Here is a 20099-nt window from a genome sequence, read left to right on the forward strand (position 1 = left end):
GGTGCGGCGGGCTCATCCGTCTCCTGACATCAGCCTTGACAGCCTCGCTGTAACGACGCATTGATCTGCTCCATCAAGCCCCCGGGTGTGCGATTGAAAGGGGTGACATCTTTCCTGAAAGCGGGGGCCCTGGGAGGAGTAGCGACGACCGCGGACACGACTTGATCACACTTTTAGGCAGCCCTGGGCTACGCCGGGGTTGAGATCCCCAGGGAATTACACCAATCCCGGGGACGCGGGCGATAACGGTCCCGCTTACCTCTCACGCAGCTTTGCCAAGGCCTGCAAGGCCCTTGGTCTCAAGCACATCCGCACCAGGCCTTACACGCCTCGCCCCGCACCAACGGAAAGGCCGAGTGATTTATCCAGACCCTCTGCAAGGAATGGGCCTATGCGATGGCTTTCCAGAACTCCCAGGAACGCGACCACTGGCTGCCGAGATACCTCTCGATCTATAACCGGCTCAGGAAGCACTCAGCCCTCGGCGGCCGATCCCCTCAGCAGCGGCTTAACGAGCTGCTCTGCTGATCAACGTTGTGAGACACAACACCTAGGTACTCCCCGAATGGAACCAGCTTGACCGAGCTGGAGGTAGCCCCAGTGCTCTGAGCCAATCGCGACGAACGCAATGAAGACGTAAGAGCAGTTTGTTCGGGAAACGAGGCCGTGGGTACGAAAGGAGTAAGAGATTCATGGATAAGAGCTAGGCCACATCTCAGATCTTAAGTTGGCGTTGTTCAACAAGCACATAGAGGAAAGAGCAATGGCCCTATGTTTCACCTATCGCCCTAATACCGGCAAGCCAGTTGGGATGTACGAAAAAAGTGCAGCGAACCAACCGCTCCAAGCGACTCGCTCGCATCCGAGGAAAGCTGAACAGCTGGTAACAAAAAATAGCAGATCAAAAACCAAGCCTGAGGCGTACCGTGAGCAAGGTTCTTGCCTGCAATTGCTGACGGCGTTCTGATGGGCATCTCCCTTCGCGATTAAAATGTCAAGTGTCATCGGGTAAGCGCGAGGTTAGCTCTTGAATGAGTGAGCGTCGCGCTATTTCAAGATAATTGACTCGTCGCTTTGAAGAGGTGATTTGCTCTTCGCAGTCTCGAATAGCCAATACTAGTTTTTGCGCATCCTCTGGCAAGTCAGCGATTCGGTAGGACTGGTCACCTACAGTAAGCATGGCTTCTTGGCCGGGAGATTCAGGTTGCAAAGGCTCAGAGGAGCTGTCCATTGCACAAGTTCAAGAACAACCTCATGATAACTGGGATAGACTTAGAAATCAAGCCGAGGGATCCAATCGGTCTCAGCTTTGAAGCGCCCCTGGTTCAGCGGCGTTCAGTGAGTGGCGCAAATAAATCCTGCATGATATTGAACACGATACTTATTATGCGCTTCTTTTCGAGAACAATGCTAGCAGTGATTCCCATTCCTGAGCGCAGAGCATCGGGAGGAAGGTTTTGCGGGACTGAATCAGGACTCAATGCAATACGAGCAACATAAGCTGGAGAAGTTGCTTGCCTATCAGGTGATGATGTTGTTGGTGAAATAGTTGTAACCACGCCTTTGAGAGTACCGTATTCACTTGATGGGAAGGCATCAACCGTGATCTCTGCAGACGTTCCAGGCTTTATTGGAGCCGAGAGGCGGGAAGAGACTTGTACGCTCGCAATTAACCCCTCCTGGGGCACGATAGTTGCAAGGAGATCGCCACTCTGCACGCGTTCTCCCTTAGCTTGAATATTCAGAGACTGCAGAGTTCCACTAATAGGAGATAATATATCAAACTTCTGAGAACGCTGCTTTAATTCCCTAATCTGGTTCGCAATGTCATTTTTCTCTATGCTCTGTATGCTTTCTGACTTTAGTCTTTCGTCCAGGAGGTTTTGCAAGTCTTGGCGATTCTGAAAGACCTGATTCTGCTTCTCAAGCAACTGAACTTCGCTTGCAGAGCCTTGGTCAACAAGTGATTGAAGACGGGAAAGTACTTCTTGGTTAAGAAAGACCTGAGCCTGGAGCTGCCTTTGCCGACTCAAGAACGAGCGTTCTTCGTACGTATTCTTATCGTTGATCATGCTCAGCTTGTTTTCTAACGTACGAATCATTGGAGTAATATCAGCTCTGTCTAGAATAAAAAGTAATTGGCCGGTTCTGACATACTGATGCTGACGGACATTGACCTTATCAATCAAAGCAGATTCAGGACTTTTAATTGAAACCTGTGAACGAATCGTTTCAAGCTGGCCGGGTAGTTGAGCGGTTTCTTCAACAGTGTTCAGAGATGCCCAAATAACCAAACTAATTGAGCCTAAGCCCAGTGTCCAAATAAGTATACGGCTCCAGACAGGCGGCGGCTCGAGCAATAATTGCTGCGTATCGTTGTCAGAGGTCTGAAGAGTGTTTTCGCTGGGGGAGGCATTTGACTTAGAGTTAAAGCCCAGAAATCGAAAGAGGTTCATTTTCATTAGCCAACGAGCTGCTGTTGATAAAGAGCATAATAACGTCCCGCCTTGGACATTAGCTGTTCGTGCGTGCCAACAGAATCTAATCGACCATCATGCATCATGACGATTTGATCAGCGTGGATTAATGTCGAGAGTCGATGAGTAATCATGAGAACTGTTGTGCCTTGAAGTTTACGCCTAAGATTATTGACAACTTGTTGCTCAGTATCTACATCCAAAGCACTTGTCGCCTCATCCAGGATGACGAGGCCAGGTTTCTGCAACAACATTCTGGCTAGTGCAACGCGTTGACGTTGTCCCCCAGACAAACCTGAACCTTTTTCCCCTAGAGGTGTGTTATAGCCATAGGGCAAAGACATTATAAAATCATGGGCACAAGCCATCTTTGCCGCTTCAATAACCTCATCTGCTTCAGCTTCAGTGTCAGCTACGGCAATATTATTATAGATGGAACCCTCGAAAAGAAGACAGTCTTGGGGGACAAAACCCAACTGCCTTCTGAGAGAGTAGAGCTCAACTTTCGAAACGTCATACCCGTCGATAAGCACCTTGCCTTGTGTGGGCTCATATAGGCGAGGAACTAGTTTGAGCATTGTACTTTTCCCACATCCACTTTGTCCAACCAGGCCAGTAAAACTACCGGCAGGGATAGTCAGACTCACACCAGCGAGCTGTGGCTTACTATTAGTTGAATAGCCAAAACTGACTTCTTGAAAGCAGATTTGACCTTTGATAGGTGGCATTGCAATATTGGTAGCTTCAATTTCACTCGTCTCGAGTGGTTGATTCACAACATCGCCCAATCTCTCTACAGACATGGAGACTTCTTGGAAATTATTCCAAGTGCTAGCCAGTCTGAGTATCGGCTGTGTTACATATCCGCTAATAATGCGGAATGCAATAAGTTGGCCCAGCGTTAAGTCATTAGAGAGGACTAGTGAAGCTCCAACGCAGATCACAAGTATATTTGTGGACTTATTGATAAGCTGAAGGGCATTTGAACTTGCAGTATTTGCAACCACAGTCTTAAAACCTTTGTTAATATCATCAAGGTGACGATTCTCCCAATTGCGCCGCGCTGTTAACTCGCTATTCTGCAACTTAACCGTTTGAATTCCGTTGAGAACTTCAACCATGTACGAGTGAGTTCGAGAATGGGCCTCGGCGCGCTGACGAATGAGTTTCTGGGTTATAGGTGTTAGCCCGAGAATAACTACTAAGAGGAGAGGTATGCTTCCAAGAATAATGCCAGATAATAAGGGTGAATAAAAGAACATAACGCCGAAATAAAGCAGGGCAAATAGGGCATCCAGTACGACTGTAAGTGCTGTGCCAGTAAGAAAGCTTCTTATCTTATCTAGTTCATTAAGTCGGCTTGCTAGTTCACCGACTGGTCGCTTCTCGAAAAAGCGCGCATTGAGCCTCAATAGGCGAGAAATAATCGAACTACCAATATTTATATCGATTCGATTAGAGATCTCCATAAACTGAAAGGTGCGTAAGCTGCTAAAGACTAACTCAAGAATCATGAATAATGCCATTAAAACAGCAAAACCTCCTAGGGCGCCAGAAGAACCCTGCCCAATTACACGATCAATGATTTGCTGAAAAAGTAGTGGTGTGGCCAAAGCAAACAACTGAGTAATGAAGCTTGCTATGAAGACTTCAAGTAGACCATATTTGTAAAAACTCATGTAAGGTAGCATCCAACCCAGCCCAAATCTGGAGGTAGGCGTGCTAGAGCCGCGTACAATTGAAACTACACTAACTAAGGAAGAATCAGGCGAGGTGATATCCGATAAGCTGTATAACTTGATTCCCTGAGCTGGATCAATGCACAGTAGATCTTCGTTGATTGAATCTACAACTAACACTGGTCGGCTGCCTGAACTAGTTAAAGCAATTGCGGGAGTTGGTAGACGACTGAATTCATTATTTCGGCAGCTCACAACTCGACCCAGCAAGCCAAAGCGATCAAAGACTGTAATCAACTTGTCAAGTGAGGGGCCACCTCTGCTATCGGTAAGATAATTGGCCGATTTCTTTATAGTATCACGACGAGTAGGTAGGGAAAAGTATTTGATAATCATCAAGAATACAGCTTCAAAGGCCTTTTCTTGAGTCCGTCCGGTAACTGGTGTGTAGCCAAGTTGTCGAACCTTGCGAGCTAGCTCCTTATCAGAGGCAATGAAGTCTGAAGATTCAAGGGCTATCGCTGACCCCCCAATGGAAGACCCTAATAGAGGAGTCGAAGATGTATCAGATTGAGACTCAGTAGCACTTTTTGTAGAAACTAAAGCATAGGTATCGGAGGTTGATGGATTCAAGTCATGACTGCTATCTAGCCGAAGTGGTTCGTCTTGCCAGGTCAGGACACGAGGTAATGCTCCAGTCCAGAGCTCGGCTAATGTGATAGAAGTTATCACCTGTCCGTATCGATAACCCTGTGCTGGCCTGTCGGCATAGACAAGCTGAACCGATGATGGTTTTGTTAAGTCAGAAGGGACAAGAGGGCGCCAGCGGCGCTGGAATACGCTTACTGACTGTTGGTCTGCCGGAACGGTAAGCATTCCTTCGACTATCAATTTCTGGAGGAGAGGAAACTCACTAGGAGATACCTGCGAGGAAAGGATATTATAAAAGAAGTCTCTGCATTCAGGTTTGAGTACGAGAGTGCCAATCAAAACAATTTCACAATGACTTGAGGCAACTACTTCCTCCTGAAGATTAGAATCAAAACCAGAGAAGGCTCCACATAAGTAAGGAGCTTCTACGCGGGTTATAGTGTAAGAACCGAATTGACGAGTAGGGTCCAGTACACGACACCATCCTGATTTGACAAGGGTCAGCTCAGTGTTTGCATTCGAGGTCTGTAAAACGGTGCCAGGTTCTACTTCCACCGTCTTACAGTGAAACTGTTCGGCGTAAGCAATCAACTGGTTTGACTGTGGTGTTGTTAAGCGCATCGTTCAAGACTTCGAGTTAATCCACTCCATTAATGAATCCTTTACAGGATCTAGTCCCTGGCCGATCTGAGATTTAAAGCAGACATCTTCCAGAAAGTCTTTTGTGCTTTCGTCATACTTGCTATCGAAACGGTATTCCATTCTGATTAGCGTATACCAGTCGTCAGCTTGAAAAGGGCCGATTAAATGGCCTGCTTGCGCTGTACGAAGACGTGCAGCAATCTCAGGGTGAGGTGTCGTCAGATCGACAGGACCTACAATTCCTTGGGTTCTGGATTCTGGTCCACATGAATATAAAGTTGATGCCTCAGCAAAAGTGATCTCTCCAGCCTCTATAGAGTAAAAGATCTCTTGACAAAGAAAGGGGTCATCGACTCGCAAAAGGCTATAAAGTACGCGATCTAGCTTGTCTTTGTAGCGCAGGTATAGTGTTTCCCCGGAGGCAGTCACAAGCAATTCACGCAACTCCTTGCGCCGCCATTCATGTATGGCCTCAGATAGCATCTCTTCGGAATCAATACCTAAGCTGATGCACCACTTCTTGCGATCGTCGGCGGACTCTATCTTATGTTCATTGCAATACTGAGTGAGTGCTTGGTCGTGGATTGTGTCTGGATCGGAAAGCTCTTGGTGGTTAAAGACCACTTGGCGCTCCCTAAGCTGGCGCAAAAACATGTCTGCCATGCCGAAGCGAAGTAAAAGAGCGAGGATGTCGCGTCCCGAGGCTGTTTTCAGAGCCTCTAGGATCTGAAGGATTTCCTGACTCGTCTCGGATTCAGAGGCCTGCGGATGCTTCTGAACAGGGGAATTCATGATAAGACCTCTAACACAAATCAGGTGTTAGATCCGCTGAAAGTGATCTAATAACCCGCCCATCACAAGAATTGTTGCACCGAAAAACCGAGTTTAATATGGCAATCAAGAAGTTGAACAAGCATCATGGCATCAGCATAACTAGGATCCACGTCGAAGGCAACCGACAAATCCCGTCTAAAACGCGCAAATGAGGCACGAGTCTCAGGATCAGAGGAATCCTTACAATCATTTAAAATCTTATCATACCAATTGATCCATGAATGCTCTGCTTCGTCGAGAGGCTGCACCAATAGACTTTCCACGCAGGGTTGGATTTGGGAAACAAAGTCTCCAGGATTTGTAATATGGCTCAGTAGATACCAGAGGACTCCTTCTGGTACGGCCACTGTATTGGAGGATGTCGGTCCAGTTTGCGAATGGAATGCTTGAGACTCAGGGTTGAGTGGAGAAATTAAAAGTCGCCCACCCGTTAGTCGGACTGACAGGTAGGTCTGCACACCATCTATACCTTCGAATTGAACTGCCCAATCAGCTTGGAGTTCGGCATTACGTTGTTGAATGGAGATGGGGCGAGCAATACCTGAATTCAATAGCGAGCGTAGAGCCCGTTCAGCACCGTTTGGAGTTAGGATCATTCCTAACATTATGCCCCCGAGAGCGGTCGGGCTGTCAACTTCATTAATAAGACGGTTAAATAGCGCTTGGATTGCACTTGAGGCTTCATCGATTCCATTAGTCCGAGAACTCCTGGAAGGCTGAGCTTGAGTTGATCGTGTGTTAGGCGTAAGCGGTTTCGATGCTGCGCTTTGATCATTACGCCGAATTGGAGAGTCGTTGGGATCAGACTCTGTATTCTCCAGTGAGTTATCGCCAGGTGCAGAACTAGATCCGCTGACATCATTAACAGAAAAGCCTGAATCCGTGGAACGAAGGCTTCCGTTTTGCTGATGACTATTACCGTCTAAGCTAGTGAGAGACGGCCGATCTGCCTTAGACGCGCCAGATCCACGACCTGTACCGGAAGGGGAATCTGGTGTTCGTGAATCCAGACTTTGAGTACCAGGTTCCGCATCCTCTCTATCACTCCCATTGTCAGTAGAGAACTCGGGTAATTGATCCGAATCAATAGTTTGCAGATCAGGACGATAGGGAGTAAACGGAAGTAAGGGGCGACTGACAGAGTTCGCGTACGAAGCTAGGGATGTCTTAGGTGCAAGCTTCACTGGCATGCCAGGATCATCAATTACTCCAAAATTAAGATTATTATCACCAAAACTATTGTCTGTTAGGGTTAAAATGATTTTGCTAATCATACGATGGCCATCAATTGCCTCTATTACGAACTGAGCCCCGTCCCCAACTGGATTGCCGTGAACATCCAGGCGTTGAGTAAAATCATACCATCCAGAGGAAGTAATTGGTTTGCCGTCAAGATCTCGCAGAACGAGTCCTTGCTCACTAGCAGCAATTATCGTTTCGGGGGCTACAAACTTCCGGTAAGCATTCAGATCATCTTCGCGTAGTCCAGATCTTGACAAGTCGATTTCTAATTGAACCTGTATACCCTCACGTGTCGTATCAAAATCAACAAGGCTATCTTCGTCTGGAAGCTTGGAAAGAGTAAAACTGATGGGATCCCAAGAGTCAGCTATTGCGAAGCTGCTATCAAGACCTTCGAGAGGATTGTAATCCCCAAATAATACGTCATCGGCAGACCTAACAGTTAGGTTTGTAATCTGATAGTTACTTGGCTTGGGTTGTTGATGACTACCATCGACAGAAGTAGCCTTATTGTCTGATATGCTGATACTTACGATAGAGGATGGATCACGGAGGTTGCCTTCCAAGGAAGAAATAAAATCTGCCTTCTTCTTCCATGCAACCAACGTATTTAGATCATTAGAGTCAGAGGAAGCTTTACCAACTTTGGGGGCCACTAAGTTTGACAGGTAGCGCTGGGTTGTTGGTGTAAGGAATCCGGGAGTATTCCTGGAAGTAGTCATTAGGATAGCTTCTTCAGTATTTCCTTGATTGAATCCATATAAAGCCCCATTGTTGTCTCCAACAACATGACTCAGTGTAGAAACCTGGATACTTACCGTCTCGCCAGGCTGGTCTGGTGCGACGATCTCTAGCCAGTTCAGGTCGAATCCATCATATGAATCTGGTAGTAACCCAGTAAGCCTAGAGATTGGAATTATCAAAAGGTTTCCTCGAGTATCCTCCTCGGGTCTGGAGAGAACGGTTGCTTCAAGAAAACTGATCTGAGGTCTTGTAAGGCCAGTGAGGTTAATAAAGTAATTGGAGAAATGAAGATTCACTGCATCTCCTGAGCGAAGGATGAGAGAGACCTCATCAGATCGATCTTCGAATTCTATGTCAGTGGCCGAAAATAAATCGCCAAGACCAACAAGCTGATTCGCTGAAACTGCAGGATGGGATGGGTCTACAAATAATGGGACATACTGGCTCCTAGGATTAAGACTTATTTGGACTCTCTGATTTACTGAGCGAACGCCATCACTTGCCAAGACTGACACGTAACCATTCACGGGTTTCTCTAATCCAGGCACATCGAACTCAAGATCGGCTCCTCCCTTGCTATAGACAATCTGGACAATATCGCGAAGAAGCTGTTCGTGTTGCGGACTATCGCCAGCAACAGAGATGCTATAACTTAGACTATCGCCATCCAAATCCTGGAATAGTGAATTTAGGTCAAGGCGATGAATGTGATTGTCATAGGGATTTAGTTTAGAAGGTCGTGCTTTGATAAGAGGAGGTAGATTGATGCCAGAGCCTATTGACAGTGGTACGATTTGACTGACAGAATCATTGGATGAAGACGCTTTGACCTGAAGTGCATAAAGCCCATTTATTTGTCCAGTTGTATCGAGATGCAGTTCATAAATGGGAGTACTACTAATGTTAACTATGCTGAGAAGGTCGTCGGCACTGGTCCCGTCTGCTAGACCGTACTCGAGTCCTCCACTGTCCTCGTCATTCAGAGTTAACGCAATCTGGATTGCCTCTAGCGGATCGTCTAACGTAAAGTTGAGCTTCAAGAAGGATTCTTCGGGTTCATCACCCAGCATTTCTCCGAGACCAAACGATGGCAGACTCGCTGCACTGATACGAAGTGACTGATCGCGTGTTGATGACTGCTGAACTGAACGGAATAAAGGGAGAGCCTCATTAATAGCTTGCCTGAGATCTGTTGGGTTATCCGGTGAAAGCGTTAGACCCTGCCAAGAGAGATCAATGTCAAGACCAACAAGACCTACAATGTCAGTTAATTCACGAAGATCGGAAACATTAATCGAAAGCTCAACTTCATCACCTGCCTGAAGATCGGACAGTTGTTCGATGGTAAGCAGTTCTCCGGTCTCCAACAATTTCAGAACTGGCTCAATAATCAGTCTGCCTTCCCTCTCAACTGGCACGGATGAACGATCAACGATGGTGATCCAATCTGAATCCGAAGCGTCAACGGAAAAATACCCACCGTTGCTATCGCGGCGAAGAATCTCAAAGCTATAGTCAATCTGATCGGTTTCGCGGAGGTGTATAAATGCATCCTGAAGATCAATCATGGCTGTCTGCCCTTGCTTCAGCTTTAGTTGCTCAATCGCTTGATTTACTTCTATAATTCCTGAGTTTGAGATGATGCCAAGATTAAGTTGATAGCCGACATTCTCACCACTGAGATCAGTAGCAGTAAAGTCTAGTGTTAGCATTCCTCTGTCATCAGCACCCGGAGACAGTTCAAGTTCACCAGTGCCGGAGTTCCAAGTCAGCCAATTAGGCAAGCCAATGCTCGAGGTACTTCGTACGCTTAGACTGTAAGAGAGTGAATCACCGTGCAAACTATCAGAATCGCTGAAGATCGTATCAAGATCTAGCTTGAATACATCACCTGCGTTGATTAGTCGCGCATTCTGGGATGGGCCAAGAAGGTCCGGGGCCTGATTGACATTCTCTACAGTTAGCTGGAATGATGCAACTGCAAAAGCCCCGTAGTCATCAAAGGCCTGAAAACGAACGGTATGCTTGCCAACACTTTCGTTCTGAGGCACACCTGATACCAATGAGCTGGCAGAATTAAATTGCATCCAATCTGGTGCATCGACTTCGAACCGGAGGGTATCACCGAGCAAGATGTCGTCGTCGCCAAAGAATGACAACAGGTCAAAGCTCACACTCTGGCCCTCTTGGATCCGTAAATCCAGGGGGGGTTCACCGAGAAGATATGGCGGACGATTGAACATCTTGTCAACAACTTGGATTTGTAGCGGAATATTTGCTGACTCTCCTTGAAGATCCGTTGCGCTCAGTGTAAGTGTTATTATATCTCCGTCAGCCAATGGTGCTGTCCCGCTCAAGACTGCCTCAATAGGATCAAGTTGTAGCCAATTTAAAACGTCGCTTTCTCCGTTAGTTTTGAGAGTATAGTGAATCTGATCTCCGTCGTCTTCATCATAAAAGAGATTTTCTGGTAGACGAATCGAAAAAGACTGGTTTTCCCGTAGTAACATCAGAGGAATATCGTCGCCATTCCACTGAGGGGCATCATTGATATTCTGAATTGTGAGGTCGATCCACTGTCTTGCAGTCGCGCCACTTAGATCTCTTGCTTCTACCTGCAACTTCCAAGCCCCAACTTCGGCTTGTCCTGGTTGTCCACTTATGACTCCTGATGCCTGATCAATCTGCAACCAGTCAGGCGTAACATCAACCAGATGAAAGCTTAACTTGTCGCCATATTGCAGATCCGAATCGGAAAAGATGGTTGTCAGGTCTAAGCTAAAGGGTTCGTCCTCCAAAGCCAGTTGTGGTGGGAGAGTGACTGCTTCTGGTGCATCGTTAACATTCTCGATCAACAGAGATAATTCTTTCTGCCAGCGAGCCCCTGAAGCATCTAGCGCATCCACGAGGATCCGCTGTACACCCACCAATTCTTGATCAGCAAGTCCATGAATTACGAGGATGTCATCATGGTTGCTGCCAATTGTCAGCACCTGTTGTCGATTAAGTGGTTGATTCCTGCTAGTGGGTAGCTTGACGGGTGTTATCTCTAGATTTAAGCCTTCAGCAATATTCTCTCCAATCTCAAAGCTAAGGCTAGCAAATAAATCTTGCCAATCATCTCCTAACACCGATCCAGTTCCTGAACTGGGGAGAGAAGCTGCAACGAGACCGGACAATCGCCCAGCAGATGCATCCAAAACACCACTCTGCCTAAACAGTGGCAAGCTTGGAGCAATCAAGACGTCCTTTAACTGTGCAGCCTGTGAGGACCAGTCCAAATCAAGTTCAAGACCAATAAGTCCTAGGCCAGTATTGCGGGTGTCGGTCACTACTAGGTCGGCCTGAACAATCGTGCCAGGTTGTAAAGCTGCAAGATCCTCAGTCGTAAGAAGCTGACCACTATCAGTACGGAATAAGCTTTCGATCACAACGCGCTCAACTAATGTCGCGTCAGGTCGCCGCTGCTCAAGACTTAACCAATTATTGCCGGAGTTCCCAATTGGCAGTAGTTCAAAAGAAACTAACTCTTCAGCCAGGGGAAATAGATTGGCAAGGGCAATGCTAAAGGCTTGATCCTCGAATAGATTGAAGCTCTGATCTTCAACTGAAATGATTTGAGACTGAAGCCTCAAGGAATCAGGTATTGTGTCTTCGTCGCCCTCAGGCGTCAGCAAGTGCGCATCTGCTGATATATCTATACTATTGCTTCCTGAATGGGCAAGGAGCTGATCCGACTTGAACGCCTTTTCGAGCAGTGGTGGTAGATTCGCGTCAACCAGGCTAGAGGGAAGTTCGGCGGGGTTATCACTTATAACTAAGCCAGTTAACTGATCAGCTGACTCAAGGCTCTCATAGTCAATGAGGCTATTCGATATTGCAGGCTCGATAACGGTTACACCAGGATTGCCGTTAAGAAGATCGACAGCATGGTCCAATCGAGACCAGTCGATGCTCGAACCGTCGACATCTGTATCTGATAGTTCAAGGTGTTGAAACAGAGGCTCGAGAGAATCTGTCTCAAAGTCCTGGTCAAGCACCGCAAGCAAAGGCTCGCTAAGTGCAGGCACCGACAGAACGTTATCTTCAATCAGGTCGCCGATCTGACCGCCTGACTGTTCGTTGAGAGTGGCGGCCAAACCCATAGGTGCATCCTTTCCGCCTGACGCGGCCCCATGACTGTCCTCCCATCATCCTAACGAGATCGCCACAGGGCCGCAAAGCACCGGTCTTTGAGCGTTTCTCGCACAGTTCTCTGGCTCTACAGCATCAAAAAGACCCCGGGCGAGTGCCCAGGGTTGGCTTGTGTGTGTGTGTTTGTACACCTGTCCCTTGGCCTAGAAGAACGGCCATGGCAGCGGGACTCCCGCCATGGCCGCTCCACCACGATCAGATCGTGGTTTCCGCGTACTGCTGGGTCTGCTCCTCGAACAGCGACACCACCCGCTGATCCAATCCAGCCGCCATCACGCCGCTTTCTCCCTCCATCTCATCAAGGAAGGCACGCTCGTGACCGGCTGATGCCTGCTGCAGCGCTCCAGATTCAATCGCATTCTGGTTCGCAAAGTTGCTGCTATCCCAGCTGCGACCGTTCTGCTCGAACAGTTCAGCCATGCTGATCTTGGTGGATCCAGTAAAGAGCTGGTCACCTTGATGCAGAGACTGGTTCCAGTCCATATCAATGATCGCCAGATCATTGATATCAAGCGCTCCATCAAAGTTGGCATCCACATCATGGGCGACACTGCTACCAGCGCTACGCGCACCAGCCTCCAGTGCTGCCAGATCCTTCATGCCAACCCGACCGTCGTAGTTCAGGTCACCCTGATACGTGATCAGGTGCTTCACTTGGAACGCCTCCATCTGGGTGGTATCCCACATGTAGTCGCCATTGGCAGACAGCTTGTAGCCAGCCTCGCTGGTGTCGATCACGCCACCAGTTTCACCGGTCACCTTGAATGTGGTGGTCACTTGGGCGACCGATCCTTCTCCAGCCTCGTTGCTCCAACCCAGCTCTGCCAGTGACTCACTGCCATTGCTGAATTGAGCCATCACATCCACCACATCACTGCTGATGGAATCGATTTCAAGGTCGACAAAGGAGAACTCGCCGTCGTTTTGCCAGGTGTTCGACTGCATGATCGTGTCCCCACGACGCACCAGGTTGCTGATTTCAACCTCACCCGATTTGGTGGTCTCACGCAGCGTTCCCAGATCAAAGCTGCCTGCGGCGGTCAGCTTGGCTTCGGCAGAACGCGCCACCACCTCAAGATCGGGGTTCAGCATGGCGTACTGGCCACCAAGATCGCGCAGCGAGTACTGGTCATCCCACACCACACTGTCAACATTGGCATCCACAGAGAAGCTCAGAGGAACACTGAAGTTCTCCTTGTTCTGGAAGCCATAGGCATCAGCACTACGCTCTGCCTTGATCAGGTCTTCGATGTCACCACGCAGCTCCAGGCCCACATAGGCCAGAACCTTCTGCGCTGACACCCCTTCTCCGGCATCCAGAGCTTCCAGGCCAGCTCCAGCAAAGCGGATCGACTTGCTGCCATTCCCCGCTTCGATCACCTCGACGCGGCGCTGAACGGCCAGATCCTCGGTGAAGTGGATGTCATCTGTCTGCAGATCGAACACCTCACCAAAGGTCTCGCCCAGGGCAACGGTGAAATCAAGCGTGCTGATGCTTGCATCACGCAGCGATTCAGCTGTCACAGCGAGGTAGAACTTGCTGCCACGCTCTGCCTCGTTACCGAATGCACGGATCACGATCTCGCTGGCATCATCACCGTCAAAGAAGGGATCCTTCACCACACTCAGGCCCAGATCAAGCGCCTTCTCAGCAAACTCCTTGTAATAGAACTCCGAGACAACGCCGCCAGAGGGATTCTGGGTGTCCTGGTAGTCAAACTCAACCCATTCAGCATCCTTAAAGCTTGCATTGCCCGTCTCCAGACCGGAGATGGTCAAGCTGCTGCCAGAGAAGCTGATCTGGTAGTTGTCATCCGACTTATTGGAATCCAACTTGCCGTCGTAGTCAAGCTTGCCGCCCAGGCGAATGCGGTCAGCACTGGAGCCCGTCAGATCAAAGACATTGGCATTCGAGACAACCAGCGCCTTGTCGCCTCCATTCACGCCAGTGATCTTGACGTCCTTGCCGCCATAGGCGCCGTTGAAATCAACGACCACCGGTGCTTCTGCATCATTCACAGAAACAGTGTTCTCACCAGACTGGCTCAGAACCACTCGCTCCATCGAGTAGAAGCGATCGGTAATGCCCGAATCATCGGTCAAAACACCGTCAGCGCCCCAGCTGTTCAACGAGTCGACGTTGAGATGCTGGGTTGCATCACGCAGGCTGCTGTTCAAGGTGTCGGTGCCTGCACCGCCAAACACCATCGTGGACACTTCACCGTCGGTGTAGATGGTGTCATCACCACCGTCAGCAAAGACCAGATCCAGCGGTGCGGCTTCTCCGGCATGAGCATCAGCTTCTGCACCAGCCTCAGCTTCTGCTCCAGCCTCAGCTTCTTCACCAGCCTCAGCTTCTTCACCAGCCTCAGCTTCTTCACCAGCCTCAGCTTCTTCACCAGCCTCAGCTTCTTCACCAGCCTCAGCTTCTTCACCAGCCTCAGCTTCTTCACCAGCCTCAGCTTCTTCACCAGCCTCAGCTTCTGCTCCAGCTTCTGCTGCCGCATCAGCTGCCGCATCGGCATCAACTGCAGCTTCTGCATCGGCTACGGCTTCTGCATCGGCTTCCTCAGCATCATTGTGGTCATACAGCCATTTCAGCTGCTGCGCATGCTCCAGACGCAGCGCGATCACCTCATCGATGCTCGCGGAGCCGCCAAGCTCAGACAGCGCTTCTGCCAGTTCACCGGTGTAGATCGTGTCATCACCGGTCGGACCGGTGTATGGCATCGTCACCATGATCGGCACTGGGCCGCGGTTACCCGGATCATTCACGTCCGGCGCCACGCGCAGGTTCGCGATGTACTGCTTGAACTCACTCAGCTCCTCGGCACTGAACAGCTCATTTGTCAGCGGGTTCACCCCACCAACGACCACGCCATAGCCAAGGTCGCTCTTGAGCGGTGCAATCGTGCTAACAATCGCCCCTTGCTCATCACGCACTGCACGGGCCAGAAGCTCAGCATTGCGCGCGGCAATCGAGTCGCCGTAGATCGTGTCGCCAAGGGCTCCGCTCTCGCCGCCAACCAGCAGGTCACCGCCGCCGCCGCCTTTGATCTCGTCATCACCTTTGTCACCAAAGATGATGTCGACACCTTCTTTATTCTCAGCATCCTCGGCGCCAGAGTCGCCGTGCAGCTGGTCATCACCCGATCCACCCAGCAACAGGTCGTCGCCAAGGCCACCATCGGTCATGCCACCGGTGTTACCGCGAATCAGAACGTCATCGCCCCTTTCAGCGAACAGCGCATCCTCGGATCCGTTATCGGCCAGCAACAGGTCATTGCCATCGCCACCGAACAGGTGGTCCAGCTCGTTGTCATCACCACCAGAGAGCTTGTCATTGCCACCCTGACCGTAAATCCAGTCTTCTCCCTTGCCGCCATCCACGACGTCGTTGCCGCCGCCGGCACGGATGTCATCGGAAGATTCCGCTGCGTCACTGCCAACAATCGTGTTGGCCTGCGCATTACCGATGATCAGGCGGTTAAAACCACGACCATCGAAGTCCTCCTGCTCGGGTGCCGTGAAGTTGCTCTCACCCTCACTCAGCACGTCCAGCTGATATGTGCGGAACGTGTCCTGGTGAATCAGCTGCGCCTCCAGTTCCATCGCCGACTGGATCATCGGCGTGAATGTTTGGAAACCAAGCTGCTTGAGAATGTCAGTGCCAGGAATATCAATCTTGTAGTAGTGCAGGTCAGGATCCTGCACACGATCGAATGTCTCCTGAACGATGAACGTAAAGGTGGAGCCCATCAGGCTGGGGATGTTGCCCTCACCCGTTGGTGTAAACACCTCTTTCTCAGCCAGACCACCCAGCCACAGGGGCACATTGATCAGACCAATATTGTTCTCTTCTGACGCGTTCTCACCTCCGTACAGCTCCATGAACAGCGGCAGCTGGGACGGATCGCGCAGGTTCTCCCCAAACTCAGCCCAGCTCTGGTATGGCGCCAGGCGTTCGGCAAACAGATCCTCGGTCTCACCGGCCTCATACAGGCCACTCGATACATCCGAGGCTCTGGCGCCAAGGGCATTGCCCACGCCAGTTGCTGCGTAGAGATTGGAAATATTCTGGCGGAACTCATTCAGCGTCGGCATGCCGACCTCGTTGCCACGCGCCAGGTTGTAGGCACCCAGGTCATTGATCCGACCCACCAGCATGTCCCGCACCGCATCCACCATCAAGGTGTCCACGGCCTGGGCACGATCCATCGCGTTCTGGGCCAAAATCCCGGCCGGTCCTCCCAGCGCTTCCACAGAGCTGGGCTGAATGAACGCCTGCACCAACGAGTTGGTGATCACATCGTTGATCTTGATCGTTTGCTCGACCTTCTCAACGGTGATGCCATTGAGCTCCTGGTAGATCTGCGAGTGACCCACACGGAAACCGGCCGTGCTGAACTCCAATCCAATCGATGGACGCACTTCAGGCTGATAGCCGTTGTAGCCGTGCTCATTCACATTGAGCGGCTGCGGTGTCAGCTTCGCGGGATCGGGGGTCAGCGCGTCTGCTCGTGCTTCTGTGATCCCAAACGGAATACCGCCCGCCAGACCCACCACGTACTGGTCGTACACCATCCGCTGATAACCAGCGTTCATCACCGTGCGCGCCATGTCGAACACGGCGGCCTGGCCTTCCACTGTGTTCAGGGAAGCCTTCAGGGCAGCCAGTTCCTGCAGGCCTGGGGTGCTCGCTGCATCGGCAGGCAGCTGATCGAGCGCCTCGTGGATCGCGACCACGGAGGCGTTGTGGAAACGACCGAATACGGTGTGGATCGCCGTCAGCTGCGCATTCTCATTGGCGCGCAGGTCGCCGGAGATCTTGTGCTCAGCCAGCGACAGGGCGCTATAGCCAGAGAGGTGGCTGGCATCACCCAACAGCTGTTGGTTCGAATCCTGCAGCGCAGCACCGGGATTCACCCAGGCAGCGCCCGCAGCCGCTTGCAGCTCTTCATTCGAACCCATCAGGGTCTGAATGTGACCCATCATCCCGTCACGGCTCGGGCTGCCGCTCACGCTGCGATCACCCGCACGCACCTTCTCGTCCCACTCACTCAGGGCCTGATGAGCATCCACATAGTCCGGGTTCTTGAGAACAGCATCCAGCGCACCAGGATCGGCGCCGTTGTTCACCAAAATGTCGTAAAACGTCGGCAGATCGCCTTCCCGGCCACTTGCGTAGCCGCGCTCCAACGACACTTTGTTGGACAGCATCTTCGCTGTCATGTTGCCGTTGGCGTCCTTCTCACGCAGGTAGCCGTGGATCACTTCATCGGATCCATACAGCTGGTTCTGGTCCACCCAACCCGTCACCGTGTTCATGTACTCACCTTCACCAGGGTTGGTGTTGATGGACGTACCACGCGGCAGCAGACTCAGCTCAGTTTGACCTGCAATTCCGTAGAGAGGATCATCCTGAGGCAGCGGAATCTTAAATGTCCCCTGACCTCCCTTGTTCAGCAGATCCAGGCCGTGGTCAATGTATTGACCCATGCCCATGAACATATTGTTCCAACCGTCCTGCTCTGGCATAAAGGCGGTGCCTTGATCCATCAGCGTGTTGGACACCACACGCTCGTTCGGAAGCACCCGACCATCAGGGCCCTCCAGCTGCATGCGACCCGCAACGGGCTCACCATCCACGCCCTGCGAAATATCGCCAGGTCCGGGATAGTTGTTCACCTCGGTGATCCGGACAAACTTGTCCTGACCGCTTCCTTCCTCGGCCAGGGCCACATCCAGATCACTCAGGGGCAGGCCCAGTGCCTCACGGGTCCGCTGAGACGACGGGGTGATCTCATTGTTCGCAAGGCTGCTCAGCGAACGGGCATCGCCATTGAGCGCCTTGTTCGCCAGCAGCGACAGGTCAGCCAGGCTGAAACTGAACGACTGCTTGAGCACTGCGCTCTCAGAAAAGCTCAGGCCCTCTGCCTTGGTGCCAAATTGATCGAGAAAATCTTGCTCATCGGCAAACACATCCGACAAACCGTCGGTGGTTTCGCCGTCGAGATTGGTGTTGTTGTTGATGTTGTCCACTGAGTTAGACCTCAATAGGGTTGACAGAACACATGAATGAGACCTGAAACAGGCCTACTGCAAGCAAGCTATGCCGAGCAGAACCGTCACGCTCACCATCCACTCCAAACCTGCACGCCACGCACAGCCCTCGGCGCATTCATCACAAAAAACCAGCCGCCCGCCTCCACCCAATCACCCCAAAAGCCCTCTCACACCTAGCTTTCCGCTAGTTTCGTGCACATCGCGCAGACCACTATGCAGATCACGCAAACGCCTCATACTCGCTCTCAAAAACACTCTCTCTAACCTCATCTCGACACACCTCAGCATCAGCCTTTCTCTTCTCTTGATCACTGAACGGCACACCAGCCATTGCTCCAGGGGACATCGCAGCCCGCATCCGGCCTGCCTGGCTTGGGTACATCAGCTCGAAAGGCACAACCGCGCTCATCCGCAAGCTCAAGCGACCACAGCCAGATCTGCCCTGGCCGCCGCCGTCACTTACATACCCTCAACGGTCTAGCTGTTTTGATCCTGCGTGCCCGGTGTCAACTACGTAGGCGGCCGCCTACGTAGTTGACACCGGGCAGCTGGGAGCCCCGATCAGGGGCGGTACCCCGCCTCAGAGGTTAACGATGGGGCCTGTCCAGAAAAACCAGTCCACCTCAACCAGCGAGAACCCAAAGCCCTCAAGAAGGAGCTCCAGCGCAAGGAGAAGGCCATGGCGGAGATGGCGGCCTTGCTGGTGCTGCGAAAAAAGTGGGAAGCCTTCTGTTCGGAGGACGCGGAAGGCTGACCAGCGCCGCTCACCGGCGCAAGGCGATCGAGCTGATCAGCGAGGCACATTCCGCTGGCGCGGGTTTGGGGCGTGCCTGCTGCGAAATCGGAATCTCTCTGCGCACCCTCAAGCGCTGGCGGAAGGCCTGTCTCGGTGATGGTGACGGCCGCGATCGCCGTAAAGGCAGTTCCCGTCTGGTTTCCCACAGACTGAGCGAAGAGGAGCGCCAGCGCATCCTGCTCACTTGCAACCAGCCTGAATACGCATCGCTGCCACCGGGACAGATCGTGCCAGCCCTTGCTGATCAGGGGCTGTACATCGGCTCAGAGAGCAGCTTCTACCGGGTGCTCCACGCCCACGGCCAGGTCCATCGCCGTGGCCGTGCCCGGCCGCCCCAGGAACCCCGCCCCGTGCCGCGCCTGGAGGCCCGAGGGCCCAATCAGCTCTGGAGCTGGGACATCACCTACCTGCCCACTAGCGTCCGTGGCGTCTGGCTGTACCTCTATCTGGTGATCGACGTCTGGAGCCGCAAGGTGGTGGCCTGGGACGTGGCGGATCGGGAAAACGCCCAGATCGCCGCGGATCTGGTCAGCAGGGCCTGCCTGCGAGAGCGGATCAGCAAGGGCCGGCCCCAGCCTCTGATCCTCCATGCCGACAACGGCAACGCCATGCGAGCCGCCACGCTGGAGAGCAGGCTGGAGGAGCTCGGCGTGCTCAGATCCTTCTCCAGACCGAGGGTCAGTAACGACAACCCCTACTCGGAGTCGCTGTTCCGCACGGTCAAGTACCGACCGGACTACCCCAGGCGTCCCTTCCGCAGCGAGGAAGAAGCCT

7 protein-coding genes and 1 pseudogene are annotated in these 20099 nt (G+C 51.5%); 2 read left to right on the forward strand and 6 right to left on the reverse strand.

Annotated features, from left to right (window positions below):
- Positions 1-241: 241 nt before the first annotated feature.
- A pseudogene (locus VB734_RS12255) lies at positions 242-528 on the forward strand (integrase core domain-containing protein); the annotation flags it as partial.
- 466 nt (positions 529-994) lie between these two features.
- Here VB734_RS12255 and VB734_RS14680 read toward each other — a convergent pair.
- From VB734_RS14680 to VB734_RS12280, 6 genes are all read right to left on the reverse strand, one after another.
- Positions 995-1231: a DUF6447 family protein gene (locus VB734_RS14680; protein WP_416238055.1), complete on the reverse strand. Its 237-nt coding sequence runs from the start codon at positions 1229-1231 to the stop codon at positions 995-997.
- A 94-nt stretch (positions 1232-1325) separates the two neighbouring features.
- A complete protein-coding gene (locus VB734_RS12260) occupies positions 1326-2462 on the reverse strand; it encodes an HlyD family secretion protein (protein WP_323243393.1) in 1137 nt (378 codons plus the stop codon).
- Positions 2462-5398, reverse strand: a complete 2937-nt coding sequence (locus VB734_RS12265; protein ID WP_323243394.1) for a peptidase domain-containing ABC transporter — start codon at positions 5396-5398, stop codon at positions 2462-2464. Before VB734_RS12265 ends, VB734_RS12260 begins: the two co-directional genes overlap by 1 nt.
- A gap of 33 nt (positions 5399-5431) precedes the next feature.
- A complete protein-coding gene (locus tag VB734_RS12270; RefSeq protein ID WP_323243395.1) occupies positions 5432-6241 on the reverse strand; it encodes a peptidylprolyl isomerase in 810 nt (269 codons plus the stop codon).
- Between the two features lie 62 nt (positions 6242-6303).
- Positions 6304-12408 carry a putative Ig domain-containing protein gene (locus VB734_RS12275; RefSeq protein ID WP_323243396.1) on the reverse strand — a complete coding sequence of 2035 codons (6105 nt, stop codon included), beginning with the start codon at positions 12406-12408 and terminating at the stop codon, positions 6304-6306.
- A gap of 250 nt (positions 12409-12658) precedes the next feature.
- Positions 12659-18505 carry a peroxidase family protein gene (locus tag VB734_RS12280; RefSeq protein ID WP_323243397.1) on the reverse strand — a complete coding sequence of 1949 codons (5847 nt, stop codon included), beginning with the start codon at positions 18503-18505 and terminating at the stop codon, positions 12659-12661.
- A gap of 741 nt (positions 18506-19246) precedes the next feature.
- Here VB734_RS12280 and VB734_RS12285 point away from each other — a divergent pair.
- Positions 19247-20099 (forward strand): IS3 family transposase (locus VB734_RS12285; protein ID WP_323243398.1); only part of this gene is annotated, 853 nt, incomplete at its 3' end.

Source organism: Synechococcus sp. BA-124 BA4, from assembly GCF_034931165.1.